Source organism: Clostridium sp. LIBA-8841, from assembly GCF_057782475.1.
In genome coordinates this window covers 2,738,690-2,752,496 of sequence record NZ_CM173488.1, presented here as the reverse complement: position 1 = coordinate 2,752,496, position 13,807 = coordinate 2,738,690, and the positions used below count along the sequence as shown (strand labels likewise).

At 29.6% G+C, this 13,807-nt stretch carries 13 protein-coding genes; all 13 read left to right on the top strand.

Annotation, left to right across the window (positions count from 1 at the left end):
• Positions 1 to 34: 34 nt before the first annotated feature.
• The 13 genes from AC2A4K_RS11920 to AC2A4K_RS11860 all read left to right on the top strand — a co-directional run bounded on the left by AC2A4K_RS11920 (position 35) and on the right by AC2A4K_RS11860 (position 13,806).
• Positions 35 to 1,558 (top strand): YifB family Mg chelatase-like AAA ATPase, encoded by a 1,524-nt coding sequence (locus AC2A4K_RS11920; protein WP_322502713.1) that lies wholly within the window; start codon positions 35 to 37, stop codon positions 1,556 to 1,558.
• On the top strand, positions 1,559 to 2,641 hold the full coding sequence (dprA, locus tag AC2A4K_RS11915) for a DNA-processing protein DprA (RefSeq protein ID WP_322502712.1): 1,083 nt from the start codon (positions 1,559 to 1,561) through the stop codon (positions 2,639 to 2,641).
• Between the two features lie 44 nt (positions 2,642 to 2,685).
• The gene (topA, locus tag AC2A4K_RS11910) at positions 2,686 to 4,788 is read left to right on the top strand and encodes a type I DNA topoisomerase (RefSeq protein ID WP_322502711.1); all 2,103 of its coding nucleotides are present in this window, start codon (positions 2,686 to 2,688) and stop codon (positions 4,786 to 4,788) included.
• A 141-nt stretch (positions 4,789 to 4,929) separates the two neighbouring features.
• Positions 4,930 to 5,706, top strand: coding sequence for a GTP-sensing pleiotropic transcriptional regulator CodY (gene codY / locus AC2A4K_RS11905; RefSeq protein ID WP_322502710.1), 777 nt, complete (start codon positions 4,930 to 4,932; stop codon positions 5,704 to 5,706).
• Positions 5,707 to 6,128: 422 nt separating this feature from the next.
• Positions 6,129 to 6,830 (top strand): 30S ribosomal protein S2, encoded by a 702-nt coding sequence (gene rpsB / locus AC2A4K_RS11900; RefSeq protein WP_322502709.1) that lies wholly within the window; start codon positions 6,129 to 6,131, stop codon positions 6,828 to 6,830.
• A 79-nt stretch (positions 6,831 to 6,909) separates the two neighbouring features.
• Positions 6,910 to 7,821: a translation elongation factor Ts gene (gene tsf / locus AC2A4K_RS11895; protein WP_322502708.1), complete on the top strand. Its 912-nt coding sequence runs from the start codon at positions 6,910 to 6,912 to the stop codon at positions 7,819 to 7,821.
• A 93-nt stretch (positions 7,822 to 7,914) separates the two neighbouring features.
• Positions 7,915 to 8,628: a UMP kinase gene (gene pyrH / locus AC2A4K_RS11890; protein WP_322502707.1), complete on the top strand. Its 714-nt coding sequence runs from the start codon at positions 7,915 to 7,917 to the stop codon at positions 8,626 to 8,628.
• An 11-nt stretch (positions 8,629 to 8,639) separates the two neighbouring features.
• Positions 8,640 to 9,197, top strand: coding sequence for a ribosome recycling factor (frr, locus tag AC2A4K_RS11885; RefSeq protein ID WP_322502706.1), 558 nt, complete (start codon positions 8,640 to 8,642; stop codon positions 9,195 to 9,197).
• A gap of 68 nt (positions 9,198 to 9,265) precedes the next feature.
• Positions 9,266 to 10,027 (top strand): undecaprenyl pyrophosphate synthase, encoded by a 762-nt coding sequence (gene uppS, locus AC2A4K_RS11880; RefSeq protein ID WP_322502705.1) that lies wholly within the window; start codon positions 9,266 to 9,268, stop codon positions 10,025 to 10,027.
• Between the two features lie 17 nt (positions 10,028 to 10,044).
• The gene (locus AC2A4K_RS11875; protein ID WP_322502704.1) at positions 10,045 to 10,839 is read left to right on the top strand and encodes a phosphatidate cytidylyltransferase; all 795 of its coding nucleotides are present in this window, start codon (positions 10,045 to 10,047) and stop codon (positions 10,837 to 10,839) included.
• A gap of 180 nt (positions 10,840 to 11,019) precedes the next feature.
• Positions 11,020 to 11,727 carry a LytR/AlgR family response regulator transcription factor gene (locus AC2A4K_RS11870; RefSeq protein WP_322502703.1) on the top strand — a complete coding sequence of 236 codons (708 nt, stop codon included), beginning with the start codon at positions 11,020 to 11,022 and terminating at the stop codon, positions 11,725 to 11,727.
• Between the two features lie 10 nt (positions 11,728 to 11,737).
• Entirely contained in the window at positions 11,738 to 13,051 is a 1,314-nt protein-coding gene (locus AC2A4K_RS11865) for a sensor histidine kinase (RefSeq protein WP_322502702.1), read from the top strand.
• Positions 13,052 to 13,062: 11 nt separating this feature from the next.
• Entirely contained in the window at positions 13,063 to 13,806 is a 744-nt protein-coding gene (locus AC2A4K_RS11860; protein ID WP_322502701.1) for a YhfC family intramembrane metalloprotease, read from the top strand.
• Position 13,807: the final 1 nt, after the last annotated feature.

Sequence of the window (13,807 nt, the reverse complement as noted above, 5' to 3'; positions counted from 1 at the left end):
GATTCTTGAAAATCTTTTTAAGAAGGTGGGTTATATGTCTGTTAGTTTAATAAGTTCAACTTTAGTGGGAATAGAAGGAGTAATTGTTAATATAGAAGTAGATATAAGTAAGGGGTTGCCTAGTTTTACCTTAGTAGGATTAGCTGATACTTCTGTTAGAGAAGCGAAGGAGAGGGTGAGAGCAGCTATTGTAAATAGTGGATATGAATTTCCACTAGGACGAATAACTGTTAATTTAGCCCCAGGTAACTTGAGAAAGGTAGGAACTGGATTTGATTTGCCTATAGCCTTAGCAATATTAATGGAAAGTGGGCAAGTTGATAAAAAGTTTGTAGAAAATACAGTTTATTTAGGGGAGTTATCATTAGATGGCCACATAAGAGGTATTAAAGGGGCATTGTGTTCTGTAATATCAGCAGTTGAGAATAATAATGATAAATTTATTATGCCAATAGAAAATTTAAGTGAGTGTTCTTATGTAAATAATATTAGCTTATATGGGTTTTCTCACTTAAAAGAGGTAGTTGGATTTTTAACTTATGAAGATGTTATGCCTTATGAAAAAAATAGAAAGAACTTTTTTGAAAGAGAAGATAATTTATTTAATGAAATCTGTGGACAAGAAAGTGCTAAAAGAGCATTAACAATTGCTGCTTCAGGGAATCATAATGTAATTCTTCAAGGACCACCAGGATCAGGTAAAACCATGTTAGCTAAGGGAGTTAAATCTATATTGCCTGAATTAAATGAAAAAGAAATGTTAGAAACAACAAGAATATATAGTGTTTCAGGACTTTTAAATAATAAAGAAGGAAAAATTGAGAGACCTTTTAGAAGTCCACATCATACAGCCACTAGAGTATCACTTATTGGAGGTGGAAGGGATTTAAGAGTAGGAGAGGTTACCTTAGCTCATAATGGAATTTTATTTTTAGATGAACTTCTAGAGTTTGATAGAAGAACTTTAGAATGTTTAAGAGAACCTATGGAAAATGGAGAAATAACTATATCAAGAAATATAGGAAGCGTAACTTACCCAGCAGAAGTTATGTTAATAGGTGCTTTTAATCCATGTCCTTGTGGAAATTATTTAAGTGGGTATGAGGGACGTATTTGTACTTGCAGTGAGTATGAAAGGATTAAATATAGAAATAGACTTTCTAAGGCGATGTTAGATAGAATTGATATTTTTACTTCTGTTAGGTATGCTTCATACGAAGAACTTAATTCAAAGAATGAAAAAGAAGGTATTGAGGAAATAAGAAATAAGATTAAGAATGCGAGGGAAAAGCAAGAACTTAGATTTAGAGAGTATGATATAAGCTATAATTCTCAGATGAAACATAGTCATATACAAAGTCTTATAAAGTTAAATGAAGAGTGTCATGAAGTTTTAAATAATATATATACAAGGTTTTCTTTAAGTGGTAGAGCCTTAGATAGAATTATAAAAATTTCTAGAACCATAGCAGATATTAATGCAAATGAAGATATTAGTAAAGCTAATATATATGAAGCTCTTAATTATAGAAAGAATTTAGAGGGTGAGGTTATATAGATGAAAGAGATTGATTTGAATTATAAAATATGGTTTGGAAACTTGAATATTTCAAACAATATAAAGATAGAACTCTTAAATCAATTAGGAAATGAAGAAAATATATACATACATAGAAAAGATATAGAGAAAACTGGAATTAAATGCGCTGGTAAATTTAAAAATGACATTAATGTTGATTTGAATAGTAGGATAATTAATGATATAAATAAGAAAGACTATAAAATAGTAACATACTTAGATAAAGAATATCCTGAGAGATTAAAAAACATAGATGAAGCTCCATATATTCTTTTTTATAAAGGAGACTTAGAAAAGGCTGAAAATACTAATGTAGCCATTGTTGGTTCAAGAAAGTGTGATCAATATGGAAAAAGATGCACCCAACTTATAAGTGCTAGTTTAGGGAGGGTAGGTGTTGGTATAGTAAGTGGAGGAGCCTTTGGAGTAGATACTGAGGCGCATAAAAAATGTGTTGATGGAAATTTCTACAATGTTGCTGTCTTTGGTTGTGGAATAAATTTAGATTATCCTGTTTATAACAGAGAATTGTATAAGAAAATAATTAAAAATGGATGTATAGTTAGCGAATTTTTCCCTGATACACCACCTCTTAAATATAACTTTCCTAGAAGAAATAGAATAATAAGTGGTTTGTCTGATGCTGTTATAGTTGTTCAAGCTGGAGAGAAAAGTGGTTCTTTAATAACTGCAAATTACGCTATAAATCAAGGAAAAGATGTTTTTGCAGTACCTGGAGATGTATTTTCACTTCAGAGTAAAGGATGCAATAATCTTATAAAAGATGGTGCAGGTATATTCACTAATGTAGGCGATTTGTTGAATTCTATTCCTTTTAAGATAAAAAAAGAAGGAAAATGTAATAAAGTTGGTAAAAAGGAAGAAAATTCGGAGATTAACCAGTTGCTTTTAAGCATATTAGATAATAATATTCTACATATAGATGATATTATAAGAGTAACAAATATTGACACATCTATAATATATGAGTTATTATGTGAATTGCAATTTGAAAATAAAATAGAAGTTATACCAGGAGATTATTATACAAAAATAATATGATAGTTTGAGGGGGTGAACACTCTGAAGTTAATTCAGAGTTTACGATGGGTCAAAAATTAGTAATTGTTGAGTCACCAGCTAAGGCTAAAACAATAGAAAAATACTTAGGTAAAAACTATGTAGTCGAAGCATCAATGGGACATGTGAGAGATTTGCCAAAAAGCCAATTAGGCGTTGATATAGAAAATGATTATAATCCAAAATATATAACAATAAGAGGAAAAGGTGAACTTCTAAGTAAACTTAGAAAGTTAGCTAAAAAAAGTGATAAGATATATCTTGCAACTGACCCCGATAGAGAGGGTGAAGCAATATCTTGGCATTTAGCTAATGTACTTAAGATAGATGAAAGTGAAAATTGCAGAATAGAATTTAACGAAATAACAAAGGATGCTGTAAAAAACTCAATAAAGCATCCAAGAAAAATAAATTCTAATTTAGTAGATGCTCAACAAGCAAGAAGAGTACTAGATAGATTGGTTGGATATGAAATAAGTCCACTTTTATGGAGAAATGTAAAATGGGGATTAAGTGCTGGAAGAGTTCAATCAGCAGCATTAAAACTTATATGTGATAGAGAAGAAGAAATAAAAAAGTTCAATCCAGAAGAATATTGGACTGTTGATGTTAAACTTAAAAAAGGAAAAAAATCTTTCCCTGTTAAGTTAACAACTAAAAATAAGAAAAAATTAGAAATAAAAAATAAAGATCAAGCAGACCAAATAATAGATGAATTAAAAGAAAATGAATATGTAGTAAGTAAGATAAAAAAAGGAACTAAAAATAAAAATCCTTTAGCACCATTTACTACAAGTACACTTCAACAGGAAGCTAGTAAAAAGCTTAATTTTATGACAAAGAAAACAATGTCTGTTGCCCAACAACTTTATGAAGGGGTAGAAGTTAAGAAGTTCGGAACTGTAGGTTTAATAACTTACATGAGAACTGACTCTGTTAGAATCTCAAATGAGGCTCAAGAAAAAGCACTTAACTTTATAAACGAGACATATGGAAAAGAGTATGTTCCAAGTGAGCCAAGAGTATATAAAGGAAAGAAGAATATACAAGATGCCCATGAGGCAATAAGACCTACATATGTTGAAATAACACCAGAAGTTGCTAAAGCAAATTTAAGTAATGATCAATATAAATTATATGCTTTAATATGGAAGAGATTCATTGCAAGCCAAATGGCTACATGCATATTAAATACTAATAGCTTAGAAATAAAAAATGGAGATTACACTTTAAGAGCAAGTGGTTCTACAATAAAATTTGATGGCTTTATGAAAGTATATGAATATATTTCTGGAGAAGAGGAAGAATCAGTTCTTTTACCTGAATTAGAAGAAAATGAAGTTTTAAAAGAGGAATCAGTTGAAGGAAAGCAACATTTCACTCAACCGCCAGCTAGATATTCAGAGGCAGCCTTTGTTAAGCTTCTAGAAGAAAAAGGCATAGGAAGACCAAGTACTTATGTTCCAACAATATCTACATTAATAAGTAGAAAGTATGTAGAGAGAGAAAAAAAGATTCTTATTCCAACAGAATTAGGATTCATAGTAAATGATATACTTTCAAATTATTTTAAACAAATAGTAGATACTGATTTTACAGCAGAAATGGAAGTTAAGCTTGATAATGTTGAAGCAGGAAAAGAAAGTTGGACTCATATAGTTGATGAATTCTTTACGCCATTAAAAGAAGATATAGATAAGGCTGAAAAAGAAATATCTAAGGTTATAATAGAAGACAAAGTAAGTGATGTTCCTTGTGATAAGTGTGGAAGACTTATGGTTATAAAACATGGAAGATTCGGAGACTTTTTAGCTTGTCCTGGATATCCAGAATGTCAAAATACAAAACCTATAGTTGAAGAGGTTGATGCAAACTGTCCATTATGTGGAGGAAAGATCTTAGTTAAGAGAAGTAAAAAAGGAAATAGATTCTATGGATGTAGTAACTATCCAGAATGTAATTTTGTAAGCTGGTACGAACCAACAAATGAAAAATGTTCAGAATGCGGTTCATATATGGTTAAGAGATATTCAAAGAGCAAAGGTGAATATCTACAGTGTAGCAATAAAGAATGTAAACATGAGAAAATAATTGAAAAAAACAACGATGAAAATAACTCAGAAAAGTAGTTTTTAGGCATTATCTTTACCACGAATACTGGTTGAAATGAAGTATGTACTATGTTAATATTTAAATAATAGGTTTATTATTAGAATATTTTAAAAATTCTGAAATTTACATCTTTTGTAAAATAGTGCGAGGAGGATATAATGTCGACACTACTTAGTAAAACTAGAAGATTAAATAAGATTTTACAAAAATCAGGTACTGAAGCTATAGCTTTTGGAGATATATGCGAATTATTAAGCGATGTTATGTTATGTAATGTGTATTTAGTAGGGAAAAAAGGAAGAATATTAGGTTATTCTTTCTCAGAAAAATTTGAATGTGACATAATGAAAGAAAAAGTTGTTGTTGATAGAAAGTTCCCAGAAGACTACAATAATAAATTAATAAACATTCAAGATACAATTGCTAACATATCTAATAAAGGTATTTGTGTTTTTGAAGGGGTAGGAGAATGTTTAATCTCTAAGAAAATATCAACTATTGTTCCTATAGTGGGTAATGGAGAGAGATTAGGAACTTTATTATTAGCTAGATTTGGTGAAGAGTTTAATGAGGATGACTTAGTTTTAGCAGAATATAGTGCTACAATAGTTGGAATGGAGCTTTTAAGAGCTAGACAAGGAGAAATAGAAGAAGAAGCACGTAAAAAAGCAGTGGTTCAGTTAGCTATAGGAACCTTATCTTATTCTGAGCTAGAAGCTGTAGAACATATTTTTAGTGAGTTAAATGGAGACGAAGGATTATTAGTAGCTTCTAAGATTGCTGATAAAGTTGGAATAACTAGATCGGTTATAGTAAATGCATTAAGAAAATTTGAGAGTGCTGGAGTTATAGAATCAAGAAGTCTTGGTATGAAAGGTACTCACATAAAAATATTAAATGAAAAGTTAATGGATGAACTTAAGAAGATAAAATAGAAATAGAAGGAGATGTGTAAAGCATCTCCTTATTTTTTGTTTAGATAATTAAACTTTAATAAAATAATAAATTAAAAAAGACAACTATTAAATTTAACATGTTAATATTAGTTTAAAAGTTTCATAAGTGATTTAAGAAGAATAAATGAAATTTTATTATATTTATAGTATATATAGTTTATTTTAAGTATATTAATAGACGATTTGAGGGAAAATTGAATTAGGTTAAAAGTCTGATGGCAATTAATTCTTATTTTATAAAAAACTTTGAAAAATCTTATTGATACTTTTATAACCCTATGTTATACTATCAAAGGTAACAAAATACACACATTATCGAATCTATAAGCCGGTGCTACTTTAGGTAGTGCTTATAGTAAAGAAGATAGTGGAGGAAATAACCAATCGAGGAGGAAACAATAATGTCAGTAATTTCAATGAAACAATTATTAGAAGCTGGTGTTCATTTCGGACATCAAACAAGAAGATGGAACCCTAAAATGGCTCCTTACATCTTTACAGAAAGAAACGGTATATACATAATCGATTTACAAAAAACTGTAAAGAAAGCTGAAGAAGCTTACAACTTTATAAGAGAAGTATCAGAATCAGGTAAAGACGTAATATTCGTTGGAACTAAGAAACAAGCTCAAGAAGCTGTTAAAGAAGAAGCTGAAAGATCAAACATGTACTTCGTTAACCACAGATGGTTAGGAGGAATGTTAACTAACTTCTCAACTATAAAAACAAGAATAAACAGATTAAACAAATTAAATGAAATGGAAGAAGACGGAACATTCGACGTTTTACCTAAGAAAGAAGTAATCAAGTTAAAACTTGAAAGAGAAAAATTACAAAGAAACTTAGGTGGAATCAGAGAATTAGATGCTTCAAATGTTGGAGCTATGTTCGTTGTTGACCCAAGAAAAGAAAAGAATGCAATAGCAGAAGCTAAAATATTAGGAATCCCAGTAGTAGCTATAGTTGATACTAACTGTGATCCAGAAGAAGTTGACTACGTAATTCCAGGAAACGACGATGCTATAAGAGCAGTTAAATTAATAGCTGGTAAAATGGCAGACGCTGTAATCGAAGGAAGACAAGGCGAGCAATTAGCAGAGTAATATTAACATAAATACTGAAAAGGTAGATGAAGCTCTCTGCTTCATTTACCTTTTAATTAAATAGTCAGGAGGAATTTCAATGATAACAGCTAAAGCAGTTAAAGAGTTAAGAGAAAAAACTGGCGCAGGAATGATGGATTGTAAAAAAGCGCTAACTGAAACAAATGGAGATATGGAAAAAGCAGTTGAAGTTTTAAGAGAAAAAGGATTAGCAGCTGCAGCTAAGAAAGCTGGAAGAGTAGCCGCTGAAGGTATCGTTAAAACTTATGTATCAGAAGACATGAAGAAAGGTTCAATAGTTGAAATCAACTGTGAAACTGATTTCGTTGCTTTAAACGAAGAGTTCATTGGATTCGCTGGAAGAGTAGCAGAGTTAGTTGCTAACTCAAACGTTACAACTGTAGAAGAGTTATTAGCAGAAAAGTTAGACGGAGACAAAACTGTTCAAGAAGTTTTAACTGAGTTAATAGCTAAAATCGGTGAAAACATGAGCGTAAGAAGATTTGAAAGATTCGCTGTTGAAAACGGATTAATTCAAAGCTACATCCACGGTGGTGGAAGAATAGGTGTTATGGCTGAGTTAGGATGCGAAGCTTCATCACCTGTATTAGCAGAAGTTGCTAAAGATGTTTGTATGCAAATAGCTGCTGCTAACCCACTATTCTTATCAGAAGCTGATGTTGATCAAGAAGCTTTAGAAAAAGAAAAAGAAATATACAGAGCTCAAGCATTAAACGAAGGTAAACCAGAGCACATCGTTGATAAGATGGTAATGGGAAGAGTTAAGAAGTACTGCAAAGAAGTATGTCTTTTAGAGCAAGCTTGGGTAAAAGATGGCGACAAGTCAATATCTAAGTTATTACAAGAAAAATCTAAAGAAGTAGGTTCTCCGATAACTATCAACAAATTCGTAAGATTCGAAAGAGGAGAAGGTATCGAAAAGAAAGAAGAAAACTTCGCTGAAGAAGTAGCTAAAATGGGCGGAAAATAATAACATAAGAGAACACAATGTGTTCTCTTTTTTTTAGAGTATAGACATAAAAATTAACAAAAATAGAGAATTTCAGCGTTTTGGAGGTTTGAGATGGGAACTTGTAAATACAAAAGAGTTATGCTTAAGTTATCAGGCGAAGCTTTAGCAGGAGAAAATGGCTTTGGAATAGATTTCAACATAGCAATGAATATAGCGAAGGCTGTAAAAGAGCTTGTTGATATGGGCGTAGAAGTTGGTGCTGTTGTAGGTGGCGGAAACATATGGAGAGGTAGAAGTGGAGAAGGTATGGATAGAACTACTGCTGACTATATGGGAATGCTAGCTACTTCAATAAATGCATTAGCACTTCAAGATTCATTAGAGTCTTTAGGTGTTGACACTAGAGTACAAACTGCTATAGAAATGAAAGAAATAGCAGAGCCATACATCAGAAGAAGAGCTATGAGACACTTAGAAAAAGGCAGAGTAGTAATATTTGGAGCAGGAACAGGAAACCCTTATTTTTCAACTGATACAGCTGCAGCTTTAAGAGCAGCTGAAATTGAAGCTGATATAATATTATTAGCTAAGAAAGTTGACGGAGTTTATGATAAAGATCCACATAAATACGATGATGCAAAAAAATATGATGAGTTATCATATATAGAAGTACTTGAGCAAGGATTACAGGTAATGGATTCAACAGCAACATCACTTTGTATGGACAATGACATTCCTATCTTAGTTTTCGCTTTAGACCAGCCAGAAAACATTAAAAGGGCTATTTTAGGTGAGAAAATAGGAACAATAGTAAGTAAGAAATAAGGAGGATTTTTATGATTAAAGATGTTCTAAAAAATTTAGAAGAGAAAATGAATAAAACTATAAGTGCTTTAAATTCAGAGTTAGCTACAATGAAAGCAGGAAGAGCTAACCCAACTATGTTAGATAGAATACAAGTTGAGTACTATGGAAGCATGTGCCCTTTAAATCAAGTGGCTAACGTTTCATCACCAGAACCAAGATTATTAGTTGTAACACCATGGGAAAAGCCAATGCTTAAAGAAATAGAAAAGGCTATATTAAAATCTGACTTAGGAATAAACCCTAATAATGATGGTGCAATAATAAGACTTTTAGTTCCAGAATTAACTGAAGAAACAAGAAAAAACTTAGTTAAAAATGTTAAAAAGGCTGGAGAACAAGCTAAAGTTGCTATAAGATCTATAAGAAAAGATGCAAATGATAAGATCAAGAACTTAAAGAAAGAGGGAACTCTTACTGAAGATGAAATGAAAAAGGGCGAAGATGACGTTCAAAAAGTAACAGATAAATTCGTTAAAGAAATAGATAATATAGTAGCAGCTAAAGAAAAAGAAATTATGTCAATTTAATTTTAAAAACCTGCTTCTTTAGCAGGTTTTTATTATTTTGTAATTGGTATTATAAGGAGGAACCTTCTATGTTAGATTTTTTTAGTAAAAAAGGAAATGATGATTCAGAAGAAATAGTTCTAATAGAAGATAAAATGCCAAAACATATTGCCATAATAATGGACGGTAATGGAAGATGGGCAAAAAAAAGAGGGCTTCCAAGAACTATGGGACATAGAGCTGGTGTCAAAACTATAAAAACTATTGTAAAAGAATGTGATAAGTTAGGAGTTAAATACTTAACTTTATATGCTTTCTCCACTGAAAATTGGAAAAGACCAGAAGAAGAAGTTAATGCTCTTATGAAATTAGTTGTTGAATTTATAAAAAATGAAATTGAAGAACTACATAAAAATGGAGTGAAGGTTAAAACTATTGGAGATTTGTCCAAGTTTCCTGAAGAGCCTAAAAAGGCTATATTAGGTGCTATTGAAAAAACTGCAAATAATAATGGAGTAGTTTTAACTCTAGCTTTAAATTACGGTGGAAGAAATGAAATAATTAGAGGTATGAAATCTGTAATAGAAGATGTTCAAGCGGGCAAAATAAGCATAGAGGATGTAAATGAAACTATGTTTAATGATTATCTTTATACTAAAGGGATACCAGATCCAGATCTTATAATAAGACCAAGTGGAGAACAAAGACTTAGTAATTTTTTATTATGGCAATGTGCTTATTCAGAGTTTTGGTATTCTCAAATTAACTGGCCAGACTTTAATGGAGAAGATTTAAGAAAAGCTATTTTTGATTACCAAAATAGGGATAGAAGATTTGGTGGAATTAAATAAATATTGAGGTGATTTTAGTGAAATCCAATAGCAGATATTTAGGTGCACTTATTATGGCGCCGTTTATTGCCTTTATATTTTTAGGCGGTATTTGGCTTAAGTGTTTTACAATTGCTTTATCTCTAGCAGGGTTATATGAATATTATAAGACTGTTAAAGTAGCAAAAATGAAGCCTATATCTATAGCAGGATATATTCTTTTAATATTATACTACTTAACTTCAAATAATTTTGAAGTGTTATCATTTTTAATTATAATAGGAACTTTTATTTTACTATGTGTTCCAATACTAGACATTGAATATACTTTTATTGATGTAGCAGTAACAATTTTAGGTTTTATATATGTTGGCGTTTTCTTTAGCTTCATATATTTAGTAAACAGCAAAAATGGTGGACAATACCTAGTTTGGTTAATATTCCTATCATCATGGCTTTGTGATACTGCAGCATACTATTCAGGAAGATTTTTAGGAAAACACAAATTATGTCCAAAGGTTAGTCCTAAGAAAACTATAGAAGGATCTATAGGAGGTATAATAGGAAGTACACTAGCTTGTGGAATTTTTGGTATATTAATATCAAATAGTTTCTCTTTAATACCAATATATCATTATTTCATAATAGGTATATTATGTGGAGTATTCTGTCAATTTGGTGATTTAGTTGCTTCATCAATAAAGAGATATGCAGGAATAAAAGACTACAGTAACTTAATACCAGGACATGGTGGAATACTTGATAGATTTGACAGTATATTATTTGCTGGAACAATAGTATTCTTCTATTTAACACTTGTATTAAAAATTTAATGCTTTAGATTTTTCTAAAGCATTTTTTTTATGCAAAAATTTATACTTATTAATAAAATCTGTATTTTATGTAAAAAAAACTATACCTTATGCACTTCGTATTGTAATAGTATTTTCATGGATATATAATTTAAATAATCTAGGATACAAAATTTAGAAATTACACCGATGGAGAGATCTATGATAAGAATTGGGATATGTGATGATGATAAATCTATTATCGAAAAAACTAAAAGTTATATAGAAAGTTTTGAAGAAATTAGATATGAAATAACTACTTATTGTAGTGGAGAAGAACTTATAAAAGAGAAGAATAAGTTTGATTTAATATTTTTAGATATTGACATGCCTAATATGGATGGGATTGAAACAGCTAAAAGAATAAGAGAATATGATAAATCAGTAAAAATAATATATATAACAAGTTATACTGATTATACAAATTTAGCTTTTCAAGTGCATGCATTTGGATATTTAAATAAGCCAGTAGATGAATTAGAGATACATAAGCAATTAAGGGAGGTAGTTTCTTATTTAAAAGAAGAGAAAGGTGAAGAAAGCATAAAGTTTGTTACTACAGAAGGAGTATTACAATTAGAGCTAAAGGATATATATTACTTTGAATATTTGGATAGAAAGGTTTATATTCATTCAAAAGAAAAGGTATATGTGATAAGAGAGAAAATAACTAATATTGCAGAAATGATGGAAAAGTATAATTTTCTTATGCCTCATAAGAGTTTTGTTGTGAACTTGCTATATGTTAAATCTATAAAAGGATATGATATTTTCATGATGGATGGAAGTAGTATTCCTTTATCTCAAAAGAAGGCTACTTACTTTAGAGATAAATTAAATATATTTTTAGAAAGCTGCATTTTACTTTAAGGTGGGAGATATGGTGAATAGTTCAATTGAGATTTTAGCTAGTTTAATAAATCTTTTATTAGGATTTTTTTCTACTTTTATAATATTTGATTTTTTAGGTAGATTTAAAAGAAATAAGTTTTATCCAAAGTACGTATATGTAATAGCATATATTATATTTACTGTTAGTTTGTTTGGCGTAAATATAATTTTAGCCGATGGATTGATTACTTTAGGAGTAACTTTTTTAGGAACAGTATCGATAGGGTATTTTTTATACAATAGAGAAAAGATAGCTATAATTTATTATTCAATTTATGTAGTAGCCTTGCTAATAACTCAAAGTGTTGTTAGTTTATTATTTAACCTTGCTTGTGCTCGTTTTGCAATTTATTTTTATAGTCCAATAATTTATATTAGTACATTATCACTGGTTATTCAGTTTTCCTACTTAGGAATTTCAAGATTATTTATAATATACTTTAAAAATAAAAATATTAAAAAGATAACAAAGGTTCAGTATTTTAATTTCTTAGTCATGCCACTATTTAGTATTATATATATAATGACTTTAATGATGTACCTTCAGACTTATATAGGACTTAGTGATATGCTTTGGATTATGGTGAATATATTATCCATAATTATTTTGAACATATTCATTACTAATATATTTGAGTCAATATCAAAGAATAATGAGCTTAAAAGTAAGTTGATACTTTATGAAGAACAATCTAGAATTCAGTATGAATATTACTCTTCTTTAGAAAATAACTATAAAAATTCTAGAAAAGTAATTCATGATATTAAAAATCACCTTCAGACAATAGAAAATTTATATAAATCAGAGCAGTGTGATAAAGGAAAAACATATACTGATGATATGTATAAACTTTTAGAAAAGTTCTCTCAAAAACAATATGCAGAACATAGAACTTTAAATCTTATAATAAACGATAAGATGATTAAAGCTAATAAATATAACATTGATTTTATCTGTAAGGTTGGAGAGATAGATTTAGAATTTATTAAGGATATTGATTTAACAACTATTTTTGCAAATCTATTAGATAATGCTATTGATGAGACAAGCTTAGTAGAGAAGGAAAAGAAAATAACATTAAAGATAGATTCTTTTAATAACTTTATAATTATCAATATTATAAATTCGCTAAGGAATAAGCCTCAAAAAGATAAGAATTTTTTTAAGAGCACTAAGAAGAATCATAGTGGATTTGGATTAGAAAATGTAAGTAGAGCTTTAGAAAAGTATGAGGGAAACATGAGAATAGATTTTGATGATAGAGAGTTTAAAGTTAATATAATTATTCCAATTAATAATTAGGGGTGTGTTATATGGAATCAGCAAGTATAATTATATATCTTTTAATCAATATAATAATCAGTTTTGGAATACCAATAGGAGCTTTGGTTTATTTTATAAGAAAAAAGAATAGATGTGTAAAGCCATATTTTATAGGGATGTTAGTATTTTTCATATCTCAAATGATTCTTAGAATACCTCTTCTGAACAATGTAATAAGCAAGATGGATTGGTATATGGAGATGTCTACGTTTTATCCAGTGATAGTTATGATATTTCTTGGATTAACAGCAGGGGTATTTGAAGAGGTAGGAAGATACTTAGGGTTTAAAATAGCTTTAAAGAATAATAGAAGGTGGATAGATGGAATTGCTTTTGGAATTGGTCATGGAGGGATAGAAGCTATGCTTTTATTAGGAATGGCTAGTTTGCAAAATTTATTTATAGTAATTTCTAAAGGGAATGAAAGTGTTTTAAATATTTTATATTCAAATGGACCATATATTTTGCTAGGTGGATTTGAACGTATATTTGCAATTATGATTCATATAGGATTAACAATGATAGTCTTATATGGAATTAATAAAAATAAGATAAGATATTTATTCTTAGCTATTATACTTCATGGACTTGTAGATTTTATAGTTGTATTACTATCAAGTTTAGGAATAAATATACTTTTAGTTGAAGGATGGGTAGGGATTTGTGCTTTAGGAGGATTAATAGTTACTATTAAATATAAAAGAGTATTTGAGAAAAATAAGGGAGTGTATTAAA